This window comes from Vibrio sp. B1Z05 (assembly GCF_052955985.1).
Genome location: NZ_CP130464.1, coordinates 987,682 through 1,004,367, shown reverse-complemented (window position 1 = coordinate 1,004,367; position 16,686 = coordinate 987,682). Strand labels below are relative to the sequence as shown.

The 16,686-nt window shown below is 45.0% G+C and carries 16 protein-coding genes and 1 pseudogene; 11 read left to right on the top strand and 6 right to left on the bottom strand.

What is annotated here, in order from left to right:
- Positions 1 to 52: 52 nt before the first annotated feature.
- Genes coxB through QV280_RS17015 form a run of 4 tightly spaced genes read left to right on the top strand, consistent with a single transcriptional unit; the run spans position 53 to position 4,350 of the window.
- Positions 53 to 1,198: a cytochrome c oxidase subunit II gene (gene coxB / locus QV280_RS17030; protein ID WP_216643778.1), complete on the top strand. Its 1,146-nt coding sequence runs from the start codon at positions 53 to 55 to the stop codon at positions 1,196 to 1,198.
- Positions 1,198 to 2,844 carry a cytochrome c oxidase subunit I gene (gene ctaD, locus QV280_RS17025; RefSeq protein WP_152820170.1) on the top strand — a complete coding sequence of 549 codons (1,647 nt, stop codon included), beginning with the start codon at positions 1,198 to 1,200 and terminating at the stop codon, positions 2,842 to 2,844. Before coxB ends, ctaD begins: the two co-directional genes overlap by 1 nt.
- Positions 2,845 to 2,851: 7 nt before the next feature.
- Positions 2,852 to 3,478 carry a cytochrome c oxidase assembly protein gene (locus tag QV280_RS17020; RefSeq protein WP_301539985.1) on the top strand — a complete coding sequence of 209 codons (627 nt, stop codon included), beginning with the start codon at positions 2,852 to 2,854 and terminating at the stop codon, positions 3,476 to 3,478.
- A complete protein-coding gene (locus QV280_RS17015) occupies positions 3,475 to 4,350 on the top strand; it encodes a cytochrome c oxidase subunit 3 (protein ID WP_152820169.1) in 876 nt (291 codons plus the stop codon). Before QV280_RS17020 ends, QV280_RS17015 begins: the two co-directional genes overlap by 4 nt.
- Before the next feature lie 7 nt (positions 4,351 to 4,357).
- Here QV280_RS17015 and QV280_RS17010 read toward each other — a convergent pair whose 3' ends face one another.
- Positions 4,358 to 4,579 carry a DUF2909 domain-containing protein gene (locus QV280_RS17010; RefSeq protein ID WP_152820168.1) on the bottom strand — a complete coding sequence of 74 codons (222 nt, stop codon included), beginning with the start codon at positions 4,577 to 4,579 and terminating at the stop codon, positions 4,358 to 4,360.
- Between the two features lie 76 nt (positions 4,580 to 4,655).
- On the opposite strand from QV280_RS17010, the gene QV280_RS17005 reads away from it, so the two are divergent.
- The 4 genes from QV280_RS17005 to cyoE are packed head-to-tail and all read left to right on the top strand — an operon-like array spanning position 4,656 to position 7,969.
- Positions 4,656 to 5,375, top strand: a complete 720-nt coding sequence (locus QV280_RS17005) for an SURF1 family protein (RefSeq protein WP_253912536.1) — start codon at positions 4,656 to 4,658, stop codon at positions 5,373 to 5,375.
- Between the two features lie 2 nt (positions 5,376 to 5,377).
- Positions 5,378 to 5,998, top strand: coding sequence for a hypothetical protein (locus QV280_RS17000; protein ID WP_253912535.1), 621 nt, complete (start codon positions 5,378 to 5,380; stop codon positions 5,996 to 5,998).
- Positions 5,999 to 6,005: 7 nt separating this feature from the next.
- Positions 6,006 to 7,076, top strand: coding sequence for a COX15/CtaA family protein (locus tag QV280_RS16995; protein ID WP_152820166.1), 1,071 nt, complete (start codon positions 6,006 to 6,008; stop codon positions 7,074 to 7,076).
- Positions 7,073 to 7,969 (top strand): heme o synthase, encoded by an 897-nt coding sequence (gene cyoE / locus QV280_RS16990; RefSeq protein WP_152820165.1) that lies wholly within the window; start codon positions 7,073 to 7,075, stop codon positions 7,967 to 7,969. Before QV280_RS16995 ends, cyoE begins: the two co-directional genes overlap by 4 nt.
- A gap of 122 nt (positions 7,970 to 8,091) precedes the next feature.
- On the opposite strand, the gene QV280_RS16985 is transcribed toward cyoE, so the two are convergent.
- The gene (locus QV280_RS16985) at positions 8,092 to 9,036 is read right to left on the bottom strand and encodes an NAD(P)H-dependent oxidoreductase (RefSeq protein WP_152820164.1); all 945 of its coding nucleotides are present in this window, start codon (positions 9,034 to 9,036) and stop codon (positions 8,092 to 8,094) included.
- Between the two features lie 120 nt (positions 9,037 to 9,156).
- Here QV280_RS16985 and QV280_RS16980 point away from each other — a divergent pair, with 120 nt between their 5' ends.
- The 3 genes from QV280_RS16980 (at position 9,157) to QV280_RS16970 (ending at position 12,175) form a co-directional block, all read left to right on the top strand.
- Positions 9,157 to 10,056 carry a LysR family transcriptional regulator gene (locus QV280_RS16980; protein WP_152820163.1) on the top strand — a complete coding sequence of 300 codons (900 nt, stop codon included), beginning with the start codon at positions 9,157 to 9,159 and terminating at the stop codon, positions 10,054 to 10,056.
- 78 nt (positions 10,057 to 10,134) lie between these two features.
- Positions 10,135 to 10,515, top strand: coding sequence for a VOC family protein (locus tag QV280_RS16975; protein WP_152820162.1), 381 nt, complete (start codon positions 10,135 to 10,137; stop codon positions 10,513 to 10,515).
- Between the two features lie 199 nt (positions 10,516 to 10,714).
- Positions 10,715 to 12,175 carry an alkaline phosphatase gene (locus QV280_RS16970; RefSeq protein WP_152820161.1) on the top strand — a complete coding sequence of 487 codons (1,461 nt, stop codon included), beginning with the start codon at positions 10,715 to 10,717 and terminating at the stop codon, positions 12,173 to 12,175.
- A gap of 233 nt (positions 12,176 to 12,408) precedes the next feature.
- Here QV280_RS16970 and QV280_RS16965 read toward each other — a convergent pair whose 3' ends face one another.
- The 4 genes and pseudogenes from QV280_RS16965 to QV280_RS16950 form a co-directional block, all read right to left on the bottom strand.
- Positions 12,409 to 12,942, bottom strand: a complete 534-nt coding sequence (locus QV280_RS16965; RefSeq protein WP_152820160.1) for a DUF6691 family protein — start codon at positions 12,940 to 12,942, stop codon at positions 12,409 to 12,411.
- Positions 12,942 to 13,493 (bottom strand): YeeE/YedE thiosulfate transporter family protein, encoded by a 552-nt coding sequence (locus QV280_RS16960; protein ID WP_152820159.1) that lies wholly within the window; start codon positions 13,491 to 13,493, stop codon positions 12,942 to 12,944. Before QV280_RS16960 ends, QV280_RS16965 begins: the two co-directional genes overlap by 1 nt.
- Before the next feature lie 176 nt (positions 13,494 to 13,669).
- Positions 13,670 to 15,205: pseudogene (locus QV280_RS16955) on the bottom strand (IS3 family transposase).
- Between the two features lie 268 nt (positions 15,206 to 15,473).
- On the bottom strand, positions 15,474 to 16,511 hold the full coding sequence (locus QV280_RS16950) for an IS110 family transposase (protein ID WP_152820158.1): 1,038 nt from the start codon (positions 16,509 to 16,511) through the stop codon (positions 15,474 to 15,476).
- Between the last annotated feature and the right edge of the window lie 175 nt (positions 16,512 to 16,686).

Genomic DNA, 16,686 nt, shown 5'->3' with positions numbered 1-16,686 from the left:
CATCACTAGTCTAAAACTGCGCTCTTGTAGCGTTGTTGTGGGTGTGCAATTGATGTTATCGTCATCCGCTTTTGCTGAAATTGCACCACTATCAGAGCCTTCTCCAAGTTCCTCTTCATCCTTCAATATGACCCAAGGGGTCACGGAAATAAGCGGTAAGGTGTTCCACTTACACATGCTTATTTTCTATATCTGCGTCGCGATTGCGGTGGTGGTATTTGGGGTGATGTTTTACTCCATCATTAAGCATCGAAAATCAAAAGGCGCAGTCGCGGCCAATTTTCACGAAAGCACTAAAGTGGAAATTATTTGGACCGTGATACCCATCTTAATCCTCATCGGTATGGCAATTCCTGCCACCAAAACTTTGATTGAAATGGAAGACACCAGTGAATCAGAGCTGACCGTTAAAATTACCGGTTCACAATGGAAATGGCATTACAGCTACTTTGAGCATGATGTGGAGTTCTTTAGTTACCTTTCTACCAGCAATGAACAAATCGAAGGTACTGATAAAAAAGGCGAGCACTACCTACTGGAAGTGGATAACGCTCTGGTGTTGCCAATAGGTAAAAAAATCCGTTTCTTAATGACTTCTGATGATGTGATTCATTCATGGTGGGTGCCCGATTTTGCAGTCAAGAAAGACACGATTCCCGGGTTTATAAACGAAGCGTGGACCAAAATTGATAAACCGGGCATTTATCGTGGGCAATGCGCCGAACTATGCGGACGTAACCATGGCTTTATGCCGATTGTGGTGAAGGCGGTGCAGGCCGATGAATTTGACGCTTGGATTGCCGATAAAGAGCAGCAGTTAGCGGAGCAAAAACGTCAGCAGCAACAAGCATTACAAAAAACCTTGAGTATGGATGAGCTCATGACACTCGGAAAAGAGGTATACGAAGGGCGCTGTGCGGTATGTCATCAAAGCAATGGTTTAGGTGTAGCCAATGTGTTCCCAGCTATGAAAGGCAGCAGTGTGGTACTGGGTGACGTAAACGGACATATCGACATTATCGTCAATGGGGTGAGTGGTACGGCTATGCAAGCCTTTGGCACTCAACTCACTGCCGAAGAAATTGCCGCTGTGGTGACTTACGAGCGCAATGCGTGGGACAACAACACCGGCGATCTTGTACAAGCGTCTGATGTGGCAACGCAAATAAATGCACAAACTAATGTGGAGGGTGAGTGATGAAAGAGTACGACAAAGCCTCTACATACAAGAGCACTGCTAGTGATGAACTGCAAAGCGTTAGCGCAGGTACAACGGCCGATACCGCAGATCATGATCATCACGGCCCAGCCAAAGGGTTAGCTCGTTGGATCTATTCTACTAACCATAAAGATATCGGTACGCTTTATTTGTGGTTTAGCTTGATCATGTTCTTTACTGGCGGCGCAATGGCAATGATCATTCGCGCCGAGCTATTTCAGCCGGGCTTACAACTGGTTGATCCGCAGTTTTTTAATCAGATGACCACAGTGCATGGACTAGTAATGGTCTTTGGCGCGGTCATGCCAGCCTTTACTGGGCTTGCGAACTGGATGATCCCGATGATGATCGGTGCGCCGGACATGGCGCTGCCACGCATGAATAACCTCAGTTTCTGGATTTTGCCTTTTGCATTTTTAATTTTATTAAGCTCATTGTTTATGCCCGGCGGCGGCCCTGATTTTGGTTGGACTTTTTACGCGCCGCTTTCTACCACTTATGGCCCTGACAGTACCGCACTATTTGTATTTTCGGTGCATATCATGGGGATCAGCTCAATTATGGGGGCGATCAACGTGATCGTGACCATTTTCAATATGCGTGCTCCGGGCATGAAATTGATGAAAATGCCGCTGTTTGTATGGACTTGGCTAATTACGGCCTTTTTGCTCATTGCGGTGATGCCTGTGTTAGCGGGCGCAGTGACTATGGTGCTGACCGATAAATACTTTGGCACGAGCTTTTTTGATGCCGCAGGTGGCGGCGATCCGGTGATGTTCCAACATATTTTCTGGTTCTTCGGTCACCCAGAGGTGTACATCATGATTTTGCCTTCGTTTGGCATTATCTCGGCAATTGTGCCGGCGTTTAGCGGTAAAAAGTTGTTTGGTTATCACTCTATGGTGTACGCCACTTGTTCCATCGCTTTGCTGTCATTTTTGGTATGGGCGCACCATATGTTTACCACAGGTATGCCTGTGTTTGCCGAGCTGTTCTTTATGTACTGCACCATGCTGATTGCGGTGCCGACAGGGGTAAAAGTGTTTAACTGGGTAGCAACTATGTGGCGCGGTGCACTCACTTTTGAAACCCCAATGCTATTTTCGATAGCCTTTATTGTGCTTTTCACCATTGGCGGTTTTTCTGGGTTGATGCTGGCGATTGTGCCTGCGGATTTTCAGTATCACGATACCTATTTTGTGGTGGCGCATTTCCACTATGTATTGGTTTCAGGAGCGGTATTCTCCATTATGGCGGCGGCATATTATTGGCTGCCAAAATGGACCGGCAATATGTACAACCAGCGCCTTAGCTTATGGCATTTTTGGACATCAGTGGTGTCGGTCAATATCTTGTTCTTCCCGATGCATTTCTTGGGACTGGCGGGAATGCCAAGGCGTATTCCTGATTATGCGATTCAATTTGCCGATGTGAATCAGATAGTGTCAATTGGCGGATTTGCCTTTGGTTTATCACAACTGCTTTTCTTATGGGTAGTGATCAAATGTGTACGAGGCGGCGAAAAAGCGCCGGCCAAACCTTGGGAGCGAGCCGAAGGTTTGGAGTGGACAGTGCCAAGCCCAGCGCCTCACCACACCTTTTCTACGCCTCCGAAAGTGGATTGATGCGCTTATGTCTAAGGGAGCCTCTACCAAGCAACGCATGTCGAATAAAAAGCTCACATTAATACTGTGCGCAGCTACGTTAGGTATGTTTGGTTTTGGCTTTGCGTTAGTGCCGCTGTACGACATTTTGTGTGAACAACTAGGTATCAACGGTAAGACTTCAACCTTGGCTGCCGAGCAACCGACCACGATGCAAGTGGATGAGTCGCGCACAATCAAGGTGGAGTTTGTATCGCATATTCCTCCGGGATTACCGATTGCGTTTGAGCCGCAGAAAAAAGTGATGCACGTGCATCCGGGTGAAATTATCCGCACCGCCTACATTGCGACGAATCAATCGCAACTGGCGCTAGTGGCGCAAGCTGTGCCGTCAGTCAGCCCTGGTTTAGGGGCGACCCATTTTAATAAAATTGAGTGTTTTTGTTTTAATCAGCAACCACTCAATGCTCAGCAACAAGCGGAGCTGCCTTTAATTTTTTATGTAGAACATGAACTGCCTAATTCAATCCATACGCTGACTCTGTCTTATACCTTATACGACATCAGTGACAGCGTTGATGATCCTAAACTCGCGTCCTCTGCTGTATCGGGGCAACTGACGTCGTCATATGACACGCAAGGAGATGCGTTATGAGTGACAAGCACCAAGCTTATTACGTTCCAGCACAAAGCCAATGGCCACTTGTGGCAGCATTTGCTCTGTTTTTTATTGCCGTGGGAGCGGGGTTAACCGTACAGACCATGCACGATGGAGGCTTGTTAGGGCCTTGGCTGTTGGCTTTAGGTTCTATTGCTCTTTTGGTGGTATTGGCGGGTTGGTTTACCAATGTGGTGCAAGAGTCATTATCTGGCTATTACAGTGCGCAAATAACTCGCTCTTTTCGACAAGGAATGAGCTGGTTTATCTTCTCGGAAGTGATGTTCTTTGGCGCTTTCTTTGGCGCGCTATTTTACGCTCGAATGTTATCCGTGCCTTGGCTTGGCGGCGCCGATAATAACGTGATGACTCACGAAGTATTGTGGCCCACCTTTGAGGCGATCTGGCCCTTAACTACAACACCTGCTGGGGACACCACCCAAGCGATGGGCTGGCAAGGATTGCCATTAAAAAACACCATCATCTTATTACTCTCTTCGGTCACTTTGCACATGGCGCATGTCAGCCTTGAACAAAATAAACGCATGGCGCTGGTGGTATGGCTAGAGCTCACCATAGTGTTAGCAGGGTTTTTTTTGTTCTTCCAAGCAGAAGAGTACATCCATGCCTATCAAGATATGGGGCTGACTCTGCAATCTGGAATTTACGGCAACACCTTCTTCTTGCTGACCGGCTTTCATGGCATGCATGTGTTTATTGGTACGATTTTTCTGATTGTGCTTTTATTTAGGATCAGCAAAGACCATTTTACCGCTAAAGATCATTTTGGGTTTCAAGCAGGCAGTTGGTATTGGCACTTTGTGGATGTGGTGTGGCTGTGTTTATTTGTCTTTGTATACGTGCTTTAGCCGTGCACTAATACGGCCTTGGATTAGGCATAACCCAGCCCATTTTTAAGGCAAGGATGAGAAAGATGATCACTATCGCAGATAACGCTACGCGGCGTCCTAAATAGCGACTCATTGGCACTTTTGAATCAGCGTTTTCTCGCACCATACGCACCATTGCGAGAACCAAGTTGAAGATAATAAACAGCAACAACAGGATGATGATGGATTTGAAAAGCAGTGGTGACATTCAATCTCCTAAGTCTTCGTCTTTGAGTCTTAAAAGCGCGGTCTCTAACAAGATAGCGTGCAAAGTGTTTTGGTTAATGGCATCAGTATTAACTGTGGTTGTGTTTGTGGTATTGGTCAAATTGGGTTTTTGGCAATTATCCAGAGGCGAAGAAAAGCAACAGCTAGAACAGCAGTTGTTGGACAGACAGCAAATGTCGCCCCTTAGCGTACAGCAGTTATCGGCTATGGACGCCGAACTCAATGTCACAGGCTTTCCATTACAAATAGACGTAAAACCGCAGCCGTTACCTTTGGTGTATTTAGATAACGTGACCCATGACTCCAAGGTTGGCTATCGAGTGTTGCAACCTATGGCGGTGGTTGTGAAGCGAGAAAAATCCCTATTGTCTTCTGAACTAGTGTTGGTGGAACTCGGTTTTGTAGTGGCATCCATAACCCGAGACGAGCTTCCTAAAGTGACACCCATTGGGCAGGCGCAACGCTTTACGGGCAAGGTATATCAAAAAAGCACCAACCCTTTAAGCTCGGATGTGATGCTAGAAAATATGCCAGAAGGAATGCGCATTCAAAACTTGAATTTAAGCCAACTTGCGGCAGCGCTTGATGCGCCACTATTACCGTTTGTGTTTCAGCCTGAGGTGATTGTCAATAGTGATTTACCTATGATGTGGTCGCCGTATCCAATGACCTCCCAGAAACACTTTGGTTACGCATTTCAGTGGTTTGGCATGGCTGGAGTGTATGCGTTACTGGTGATTTTATTTGTGTTAAGAAAGAGAAAAGTTAAGGAATGACTATGCAAAGCCAAGCACTTTGTTCGCAAAAGGGAAAAGCCAGGCAGAATAAGACTAAGCAGAATAAAGATAAGCAGAATAAGGCTCTGCAAAAACAAGGTCGAGCAAAACTGCTGGCTTTGATTCTGATTTTTGCCGTGCCGGTTATTGCCGCGCATTTGATTTTACATCAAGGCTGGTATCAATCAGGCGTAACCAATAAAGGCGTATTAATAGAGCCAAGGTTTACCTTTGAATCTGCCAATTTAGTTAACCCCGTCTCTGAGCGTTGGCAGTTGGTGTTTATCGTGCCAGATAAATGCGATGACGCATGTAATCAAAGATGGCATCTACTGAATCAAAGTTACATCGCCCTTGGCGCCTATAGCGAAAGAGTAGTGGTCTCTCTTTACACTACGCCGACCTCAGATCAAACGTGGCTTGCACAAAACAGGCAAGGGCGACCAACCTTACTTATCGACCAGAAAAGCGCTCCGGTGCATGCGCAAGATTATGTGCTTATCGATCCTTTAGGGCAGTGGGTGATGCGTTATTCCAATATTGGGGCAGATCAGCAAGTGTCGCAAAACAAAGGGCTTATCTCAGATGTGCGAAAAATCTTAAAGTTATCTAGAGTGGGGTAATTTTGTTATGCAAGGAAGCATCTCATTACAACGATTAACTTGGGTTGCGCTGTTTATGACCCTAGTGGTGATAGCGCTTGGCGCCTACACCCGATTGGCCGATGCAGGCTTAGGTTGCCCCGATTGGCCCGGATGTTATGGGCAAATCGGCGTGCCAATGCAAGCCGAAGACATTGCCAAAGCGGAGCAATTGTTTCCACAAAGAGCGGTTGAGCCAAGTAAAGCGTGGCTTGAAATGATACATCGCTATTTTGCGGGGACACTCGGACTTGTGGTGTTCGCTCTGTCCTATTTAATATGGAAAAGCTCGGTGACGTATCGCCCATTTGCCGTTGTGCTTAGCACCGTCATTATTGCCCAAGCCGCCCTTGGCATGTGGACTGTCACCTTAAAGCTAATGCCAGTGATTGTCATGCTGCATTTACTTGGCGGTTTCACCCTGTTTAGCTTACTGGCATGGCTGATGTGCCATCTTCGCAGCGCTTCTTTTATTCCAAAACAGCGCACCGCAAACATCGATTATTTATCGACCTCATCGCTCAGTGTATTGCGCGGCTTTACTGTCTTTTCCACCGCCGTACTTATACTGCAAATCATGCTTGGTGGCTGGACTTCATCAAACTACGCCGCCTTAATGTGTACCTCTTTACCCATCTGTCAGGGCGACTGGCAAAGCCATCTCGATTTTGCCAATGCGTTTAATTTGATCCAATCTGGATTTGATGATTATGAATTTGGCGTATTGGATTACGGCGCAAGAATGACCATCCATGTAACCCATAGAGTCGGGGCGCTCATCACCACCTTAGTGTTATTACTATTAATGATACTGCTTTATAAAAGTGCCTTACCTGCGGCGAAAGCGTACGTGAAAGTCATTGGCTTAGGCTTAATGGTGCAAGTATTACTTGGCGCGGCGAATGTCGTCTTTCATCTGCCACTGCTCAACGCAGTCATGCACAACCTTGGTGCGGCGTTGCTACTGGTGACATTAATCGCCACCAATCATTTTGTGTGGGTCAAAGTGCAATCTAGTCGCACGCAAGCTCATGATTCGAAAAGGGAGTATTCGGTATGAGTCATCTTATCGGTTCGCAAACACGTGTGAGCAGTAAGCAGGTATTACACAGCTACTACCAACTGACCAAACCTAAAGTCGTAGCACTGATGTTGCTAACCGCAGTGGTGGGGATGTGTCTGGCGATGCCGGGAGCGTTGCCACTGCAACAATCTTTGCTAGGGCTACTTGGTATTGGCTTGATGGCAGGCTCGGCGGCCGCGTTTAACCACCTTATTGATCAGCGTATTGATGCGATTATGGCTCGTACATATAAGCGCCCACTTCCCTCTGGAGAGCTCTCTTCGGCGAACGTCTTTTTGTTTGCCACTAGTATTGGTTTGGCGGGTTTTGCCATTTTGTTTGTTGGAGTAAATGGGCTAACAGCGGTGCTGACTTTTGCCAGTCTGCTAGGTTATGCGCTGATCTATACCCTATATCTAAAGCGTGCCACCCCGCAAAATATTGTAATTGCAGGCATCGCCGGAGCAATGCCACCACTGCTGGGCTGGGTGGCGGTAACAGGAGAGTTGCATGCCAACGCTTGGCTATTGGTGATGATCATCTTTATTTGGACGCCGCCGCATTTTTGGGCGCTAGCTATTCATCGCAGAGACGATTATGCCAAAGCCGATATCCCGATGTTGCCTGTTACCCATGGCGTTGAATACACCAAAACCAGCATTCTGTTATATACCATTTTATTGGCTTTGGTCTGCGCTATGCCGGTGTTAGTGGGCATGAGCGGGCAAATTTATTTGGCTAGCTCAACCATATTGAGTACCGGATTTATTTATCATGCGTGGAAGCTCAAATACAGAGCCGATGCCAAACAAGCCATGCAAACCTTTAAGTTTTCAATCTATCATTTAATGTTGCTATTTATTGCTCTGCTGGTGGATCACTATGTTTAGTTGCGATGCAATTTAATGCTTTTCTAAGCCCCTAAAAACTTAAGCCCCTAAAAACTTAAACCACGCCAGCAAGAAGTGACTTAATAAGCCACTTCTTGCTGGCGTGGTCTGTTGACGAACGGTTATCCTTGAACTGGAGTCACCTTGTAATGTGTGATTAACAGACGACCGTCTTGTTCAAGCAGAGACCACTGTTCATTAATGAGCATATTGACCGATTGTCCATCTAGCGTATCTGCAATCAGTCGAATGCGCAGGCTTGCTTTAATATCATCATCGCCTTCTATAACCTCAACATTTTCCACTATGTGTTGGCAATCTGCTTTAAAGAGGCCACGCACCACTTGATACCAATTATTGAAGCCTGCATGTCCGGTGAAGTCACCCTCTGGAGAGCTCCACTGAATATCATGCGATAGTGATTGTAAAAATTGCTCACCACTTTCGGGCAGCTTATCAAATCCGGCAAACCACTCCTTCACCAGCTTTTTTACGCGGTTTTCGGTGGAGTGAGCTAGCGTGTTAATGCGGGAGATTAACTTAACGCTATGCTCCATTGCATTTGCCTCAACGCCTTGTTGGGTATTGTAAACACCCGGAATAAAGACCATACCATGCGAATATAATGGCTTACGGAAATTCATTCCCGTTAGATAACAAGTTTGTTGCAGCGGTGCGATTAATTGTTCGATACTAAAGTGATTGTAGCCTAGAGGATCATAAGAATCGCTTGGCCCACCAATGGTAAACGACAATAAAAAGTCTTTGCCTTTTAGCTTGTCGCCTTTAGAACCGTATGCGAAGTTGTAGCTAAATACATCATCAATCCATTTCTTTAATAGCGCTGGGATTGAATACCAGAAAAATGGGAACTGTAGAACAATAATGTCAGCATCCAACAATGCTTGTTGTTCTGTAGCGACATCAATTTGATAGTTTGGATATAGCGTATCAAGACGACGAACCTGAACGTCATCTATGTGACTTTCCAACTGCTCTAAAATCACCTTATTGGTGAATGATTCATCTAGATTAGGGTGGCCAGAAATAACTAAAACTTTGCTCATTGCTCTACTCCGTAAATGGGTTACGCTTGATTTAGGAGTATTCTAGGCTTCAGATTGTTAGGTGAGTAGTGCCACTTATGCTATTTTTTAATTAGTATAAACCTAACAATGGTGTGATTAATGAAAGGAACAACATACAATCAGTTAGTTGCTTTTCAGACTATCGTTGAAGAAGGGAGCATTCGCTCAGCGGCGCGAAAGCTAGAAATGAGCCCGCCTACGGTCAGCCAGTCTTTGAAGTTACTAGAGTCTAATGTTGGGCTGACACTGTTTAATCGTTCGACAAGACGAATGGATTTAACCGATGCAGGTTTACTGTTGTATGAAAGAACCAAAGAGGCACTTTCTTCTTTAAGTAATGCCCTTGAGAGCGTCAACGACCTGAGTGAAACCCCATCAGGGATAGTAAGAATTACCGTGCCTCGTTTTGTGTATCAGGTTTATTTGTGTCCTATCTACGCAGATTTTTGCGCCGAATATCCAGATATTCAACTAGAGATCTCCGTATCCGATGCTGCGGTAGATATTGTGAGAGAAGGCTTTGATCTGGGCATCCGCTTTGGCGATAGGGTTTCTCCTGACATGGTGGCGAAAAAACTCACCGGACCACTAAGAGGTGCACTATTTGCCTCAAGTGAGTACTTACAACAGCATGGCATGCCAAAGACCATTGATGATTTAAAACAGCATAAATACGTTCAGTATCGTTATATTACCTCCAATCAATTAGCCCCTTTAGAGCTGATGCAGGACGGTGAAAGGGTCATCGTTGAAATGCCTTGTACCATGATTGTGAATGATACTGATCTAGAGATCGATGCAGCCATCAAAGGTGTCGGAATGGGCAGTATTGTTGAGCCGTGCGTACAAGGTTATTTTGATAGCGGTGAATTAATGCCGGTTATGCAAGAACAATGGGCAAGTTATCCTGGGCTATACCTATACTATGTACAAAACAGCCAGAAAATCAGGCGAGTTAAAGTGCTGATAGATTACTTAGTAGAAAAAATGTCGCATTAGCTGATTTAAGGCAACATAACTAGACAATCACGGCTGAATCTAGCACATTGAATACACTAAAACCAAAAAGGAAATTGTATGTTCAGTCATGTAATGATCGGCACCAATAATATGGATGAATCTAAAGCATTTTATGATGCTGTTCTGGCAACGCTAGGCTATGACGCTGGTGTTATTGATGAAAAGGGCCGCTGCTTTTATTTCTCAGATAGCGGTGTTTTTTGTTTAACCAAGCCCATCAATGGTGAAGCGGCGACACATGGAAATGGCACAACCATCGGCTTTAGAGCAGCTAGCCCTGAGCTAGTGGATAAGTGGCATCAAGTCGGCTTAGAAAACGGTGGTGTAGAGTGTGAAGATCCTCCGGGTATTCGCGGAAACACAGAGCGTCAACTGTACATGGCTTATTTAAGAGACCCGTCTGGCAATAAAATCTGTACTACTCACCTTATCTCTTAGTTGAGTAGAAACTAGCCAAAAGATGACAAAAGCCCCAGTGGAGCCTACCACTGGGGCTTTTGTCATCTTTTGGTCATTAAAAGTTAAGAAATATTTCATGCAGTAACCTTTTGTTGTCATATGCAATCTATAGATTATCCACTGTTTTAAAAACTCGTAAATCAATCCTAAAATATCCCAATCTCACGGAGAAATAAGAATGAAACGCAGTGGATTAGTTTTGGCAACCATCGCTGGTTGCGCTTCTTTATCAGCTTATGCTCAATTGCCTCAGCAAGCTGACCAATGGTTTAAAGAAGGCCAATCAGCATTAGAGCAAGCAAAAAAAGTTAAACCAATTGTAGGTCCTGCAAAGAATGTAATTTTATTTGTTGGCGACGGTATGAGTGTCGGAACAATCACAGCGGCTCGTATTTATGCGGGACAGCAACAAGGTTTGAAAGGCGAAGAGTACAAACTAAGTATGGAAGCACTTCCACACATGGCTCTGTCTAAAACCTACAACACCAACATGCAAACCCCAGATTCAGCAGGTACATCAACCGCTATGGTTGCTGGTGTAAAAACAAGCTCTGGCGTTTTGGGTGTGAATGAGAGCATCAAACGTGGCTTCTGTAACAACGTTGAAGAGAACAAAGTAAAAAGTGCTTTCCAATCAGCAGCAGAAAAAGGCTTGTCAGTTGGCTTTGTAACAACAACTCGTATTACGCACGCAACACCAGCGGCCGCTTACGCTCATAGCCCAGACCGTAACTGGGAAAGTGATTCTTCTATCTCAAGCTACAACAAAAACAACGGCTGTACAGACATTGCACATCAGCTGGTTAATTTTGACCACGGTGATGGCATCCAAGTTGTATTCGCTGGTGGACGTAGAGAGTTCATCGACAAAGACATGAAAGATGAGCAAGGCTTTGCAGGTAAGCGTAGCGACGGTAAAAACCTAATCGAAGAGTGGCAAAAACGCTACCCAGAAGCCAACTACGTTTATGACCGCGCAGGCTTTGAAAAGCTTGACGACAAATCTCGCGTAATGGGTTTATTTAACTCAAACCACCTTGAGTGGGAATTAGATCGCGTAAAAGAAAACATCGAACCTTCCATTGCTGAAATGACCAGCAAAGCGCTAGATGTACTATCAAAAAACAAAGACGGCTACTTGTTGATGGTTGAAGGCGGACGTATTGACCACGCTCACCACGCAGGCAACGCAGCACGTGCACTAGAAGATACCATCGCATTTGATAAAGCCGTTCAAGCCGCAATCGAAAAAACCGATCCTAAAGATACGCTAATCATTGTAACTGCCGATCACGCCCATAGCTTCGTAGCGAATGGCTACGCTGAACGTGGTAACGACATCCTTGGTTTATCTATGTCTGGCGGCAAGCCAAACAAAGATCTAACAGGCAAGTCATACACCACATTAATGTACGGTAACGGCCCTGGTGGCATCGAAGGCGCTCGTCCAGACGTAACTGCAAAAGAAGTGGCAAGCCCTGATTACATCCAGCAAGCCATGATTAAACTAAAATCAGAAACACACTCAGGTGAAGACGTAGCCATCTTCGCCCGTGGCCCACAAGCATGGTTATTCCAAGGCGTTGTAGAGCAGAACTACATCTACCATGTTATTGCTGATGCGGTGAATTTGAAGTAGAGATCAGCGGGAATTGGTTTATAACGGGGCTATTAGTAGCCCCGTTTTTTGTTTTAGGGGTGAGCACTGTGACTGTATAACTGATTTTTGGACAAAACCTTCTTAGAGTAATCACTTAAATTAGAAAAGTGCGGATAACTTTTGGTATCGGAAAATCGCTTAGTGTAAGAGTCCAGTTTGGCTGGAGCAGATCAAAATTTGCGACAGAGCCGTTATCAGACATACTGCGCAGATTAGTCTTTGATGATCTGCTTTGGTAATACAAACGCCGCCGCAATCATCGCAACACCAATAACAATCGCTAGCCAGATGTTATGAACGCCAGAAGCTAAACTCACTTTTCCACCAAGCATAGGTTCAAAAAGACCAAATGTCGCTAGCCATTCATACGCAAGGGTAAACGCCCACGCACCAATTAACCCGCCGCCGACAAAGAACATAGCATCTTTACGGCCTGCCCCTAGGTTGGCAACGCCAGTACCCGGGCACATTCCTGATAATGCCCAGCCAAAGCCGAGTAACAAACCACCAATAATGACCCCAAGGTACATACCTTTAATGCTCATATGTGAAGGGTCAAAAATGCCTAGCGCGATCCCAGCAAAGAAGAGCGAAGAGGACAACCCAATCGCGGCCATGATAGTTTTCGCCAAACCTAGATCTCTGAGCGTCAGCATATCGATAATTTTATCTGCATGCGTTGCGCCTACTCGATAAAGAGCAAAGCCAAATAAAGTGCCTAGAACAATTGATAAAATAATGCTCATTATTTTGCTCCTTTCTTACCATAGATAATCATCGCAGTCGGGATAGCCACAGCAAATGCTGCCAAGGCGAATAGATAACCACTGACTGAGGTTTGCATCATACCGCTCATCATATGACCGGAGGTACAACCACCCGCCAAACGAGCCCCAAACAAGGCAATAAAGCCACCAATAAAAGTCAATGTATAGCGAATGACAGGACTATTGCCAAAGCGACGTACATGCGCTTTAGGTAACGCTGGTTCTTTGTGTTTTCTCGATGCCAAGAAGCCACCAAAAATCATACTAAACACAAAGATCAAGCCATAATTAACTGGGTTTGCGATCGATTTTGCGTACTTACCATCCGATTTTGCTAAATACTCATTGGTACTGCTGTAGCCCGTTTTTGTATCGGCATTTTGTTCGATCAAGTTTTCATCAATCGCGCTAGCAATCACGCCATCAAAGATAACAAATTGGGTCGAGACGCCAATTGGTTTAACTAAAACGATGGCGAGTAAAAACACTGCCGCTAATGCAAGTGCTCCTTTTTTCCAATCCAGAGGCATAACAATCTCCTTAGGTGAGTGAATGTTTTGACACTAAGAATAATATCAGTGCTTATTGATTTAGCAACATCTAATTTAGAGCTTGTTAATTCATGTCTATAATCGAGAGATATACCAGAAGATATACTAAGCCAGATCGGCGTTTTTCAAGGTAGTTGTCATCATTCGCTTACTTATTAAGCGGCTTCTCTTTCAGGATTTGGATGAACCTCACCAACTGGTTCACAGTTCCTAATCTTGCCTGACCAACGTGCAGGGTGTCGTTCTCTTGCTATCGACAACACGCCCGCTCTGCGTCGTAATATCTCGTTATCTTGACCATTGTGGCGCTCTGATGGCGTGACGTAATTTAACTGACTGTGTTTATGTTCGGTGTTGTACCAACGCACGAACGCCTCTACCCAAGAGCGACTATCTTCAACGCATTCAAAGCCTTTTTGTGGGCCAATTCTGCATGTACTTCACCGTGCGGAACAAAGACTCTACATAAGGGTTATCATCACTTACTCTCGGACGACTGTACGATGAAGTGATACCTAACTCCTCCATCTTTGCTTTGAAGGTCAGAGACTTCATTGGAGCCCCATTATCTGAGTGAAGCACCAACGGTTTATTAAAGCATTGCTCACGCATCAGCGTACGCTGCAATAGAACAGATGCTAGCTCTCCACATTCTCTTTCATACACATCGTAGCCGACAACTTTGCGACTATAGATGTCTTCAATGACATACAGATAGTAGTGCTGCCCTTTAACCATAGACGGCAAGTATGTGATGTCCCACGTATAGACTTGATTGGGACCTGTTGCCGTATAACTCGTTGGTTTTGATCGCTTCTGTCGGCTTCGCTGACGACCTCGAGTATGAAGCTGACCTTTCGCTTTCAAAACCCGATAGTAACTCGACTCCGAACCAATATACTCACCTTTATCAAGCAGTGTCGGAACGATTTGAGTTGGTGGTAAACTCGCGTATTCTGGGCGGTTGCACATCTCGATAATCGCGTCTCGCTCTTGTTGCGATAGTTTGTTCTCAGGCTCAGGCCTAACGCATGTCGGTCTTTTATCTGCCTGTATTTCACCTTGCTGATACCAGCGTCGATACGTTCTCAAGTCGATTTGAACTTCATGACAAGCGTACTCCAATCGGCAACCACTTTGCTTAGCATCGTGGATAAGAGTAACCAAGTAGTGCCTTTCATCGGTTGAGGTTAGTCGTCCTCTGGCTCTTCCCCGTAAAAGGCTCTCAGCTTTTTTCGCAGAACCAAGAGTGCTGCGGTTTCAGCTAAGGCTTTTTCTTTAAAGCGTAACTCTTTTTTCAGCTCTTTAATTTCAAGCTTGTCAGCTTTAGCTTGTTTCTTTGCTTCAGCCTCACGCTCTTTAGCAGACATAAACCCTTGCATACACTCACTTCGCCAATCTTGCACTTGTTCAGGGAACAAGCCTTTCTCTCGACAATACTGACTGAGTTCATTCTCCGTCATCGAGTAAGTTTCAGCGACAATGGCGAGTTTAGTTTGAGCAGACCACTGCTCTGATGAAGTATTACTATTCGGCACAGCGGCTCCTGAACGTCTAAGTTGCTGCCGCCAATGATACAGGGTTGCTGTGCTAATACCTTCCTCTTTTGCTACTTGGCTTACAGACATTGAATAAGGAGGTAGTAGCTTCTTCAATATGGCTTCTTTTCTTTCTGTTGGAATGCGATTCAAAGCTTACTCATTACCACCCAAACTGGTTAAATTTTAACAGTGACAACTTATGTGGACTCCCCGTTGTCAACAGCAAGAAATTCAAAATAAGAAATAAATGCGCACTTATGTACGAGTTCTAGTGAGTAGCTAACTCAGACTCAGTGATATTTACGCGAGCTAGTGGCAATTCTATCCTGCGAGTTCGAGACTCTTCGTTGTCGGCTGCTTTGACTAGCTGATTTTTCATCTTACTTTATGCATTTTTACTGTTTTGACACTTTTCAAATCAAGCCACAATAGGCTCAGCTTTATATTCTGTACCTTGTGTCAGTATGGCGAAAGCCGTTCTTACATTTTTGTTTGCCAATGCCACAGCAGCACACTTTTTGCCACGGCGTTCTATTAACGCTTTTAGCCATAGCTCTTTTTTAGTTCTGGCTGGCCTGTTAGCTAAGTGGCTTACAACAGCCATTGCCCCTGTGATTAACTGACTTCTTAAAATATTATTCTTTACACGTCTGCCTATAGAGCCTAATTTCACTTTGCCACCAGTGGAGTGTTGGATGGGGGTTAGACCTATACAGGCCGCAGCATCTTTCCCTTTCGTAAACGTACCAATATCCGCACACCCTAGCGCAATGTACAAGCTAACAGCATTTAACATTCCAACGCCTTCAATTTTTAGCAGCTTTTTACAGTCAGACTGAGACTGTAATGATTTTTCCAGGCATATGTCATAAGTATCTACAGCATTAACAAGCGATAAATACTGCTCCCATGCAACAGAAAGAGCCATGCGAAACTCACTCGACAATCCATTCTCTGCATCTTCTAAGGTTGACTCAATACTTCCCCTCAAACCACCATACTTGTGAGACACTTTAATATTGAACTCGGTCAACAGGGCTGTTAATTGATTCTTTGCTGCTGTTTTTTGCCTGACGCTTAGTTCCCTCAGTCGCATGACTGATTGTAATTGTTGCTGATCCATTGTTTTCCCTGAAATGAAGGCAACATCAGGTAGCAACGACGCTTGAATAATGGCTAAAGCATCATTTTTGTCTGTTTTCTGATTTTGCCTCACTGAAGCGACTAATTTAGGGGAAATTAATCGAGCATCATGCCCCAGGGAGACTGCAAGCTGCTTCCAGTAGTTCGAAGTACCACAGGCTTCAAATATGACGGTCGCTGACTCTGAGTTAGCTAACCAGCAAGTAAACTCGTTCGGTGTCATTTCTGTATTGGAATGCACTTTTTTGTTCGCATAAACGCAAACTTGAATCACTTTCTTGGCCAAATCTACACCAGCAATTGTCTTCATCATGTTGAACTCCGAATATTTTTCTAGCAGCAAATAGAGGCTACGACTTATGAGGAGGGGAGTCCAATTATCTATCCTGATGTGTGGAATCCACTCCTCTTTCATGCGTGGTATCTAATACCTCAAGCGCTCTTAATGCATGTAAGCGTTCTGCTTCGTTGTAAGGTATCTTTGGGGG

Coding starts and splice junctions, on each gene's coding strand:
- coxB (WP_216643778.1), top strand. CDS start 53: ATGTTATCGTCATCCGCTTTTGCTGAAATTGCACCACTATCAGAGCCT.
- ctaD (WP_152820170.1), top strand. CDS start 1,198: ATGAAAGAGTACGACAAAGCCTCTACATACAAGAGCACTGCTAGTGAT.
- QV280_RS17020 (WP_301539985.1), top strand. CDS start 2,852: ATGTCTAAGGGAGCCTCTACCAAGCAACGCATGTCGAATAAAAAGCTC.
- QV280_RS17015 (WP_152820169.1), top strand. CDS start 3,475: ATGAGTGACAAGCACCAAGCTTATTACGTTCCAGCACAAAGCCAATGG.
- QV280_RS17010 (WP_152820168.1), bottom strand. CDS start 4,579: ATGTCACCACTGCTTTTCAAATCCATCATCATCCTGTTGTTGCTGTTT.
- QV280_RS17005 (WP_253912536.1), top strand. CDS start 4,656: ATGGCATCAGTATTAACTGTGGTTGTGTTTGTGGTATTGGTCAAATTG.
- QV280_RS17000 (WP_253912535.1), top strand. CDS start 5,378: ATGCAAAGCCAAGCACTTTGTTCGCAAAAGGGAAAAGCCAGGCAGAAT.
- QV280_RS16995 (WP_152820166.1), top strand. CDS start 6,006: ATGCAAGGAAGCATCTCATTACAACGATTAACTTGGGTTGCGCTGTTT.
- cyoE (WP_152820165.1), top strand. CDS start 7,073: ATGAGTCATCTTATCGGTTCGCAAACACGTGTGAGCAGTAAGCAGGTA.
- QV280_RS16985 (WP_152820164.1), bottom strand. CDS start 9,036: ATGAGCAAAGTTTTAGTTATTTCTGGCCACCCTAATCTAGATGAATCA.
- QV280_RS16980 (WP_152820163.1), top strand. CDS start 9,157: ATGAAAGGAACAACATACAATCAGTTAGTTGCTTTTCAGACTATCGTT.
- QV280_RS16975 (WP_152820162.1), top strand. CDS start 10,135: ATGTTCAGTCATGTAATGATCGGCACCAATAATATGGATGAATCTAAA.
- QV280_RS16970 (WP_152820161.1), top strand. CDS start 10,715: ATGAAACGCAGTGGATTAGTTTTGGCAACCATCGCTGGTTGCGCTTCT.
- QV280_RS16965 (WP_152820160.1), bottom strand. CDS start 12,942: ATGAGCATTATTTTATCAATTGTTCTAGGCACTTTATTTGGCTTTGCT.
- QV280_RS16960 (WP_152820159.1), bottom strand. CDS start 13,493: ATGCCTCTGGATTGGAAAAAAGGAGCACTTGCATTAGCGGCAGTGTTT.
- QV280_RS16950 (WP_152820158.1), bottom strand. CDS start 16,511: ATGATGAAGACAATTGCTGGTGTAGATTTGGCCAAGAAAGTGATTCAA.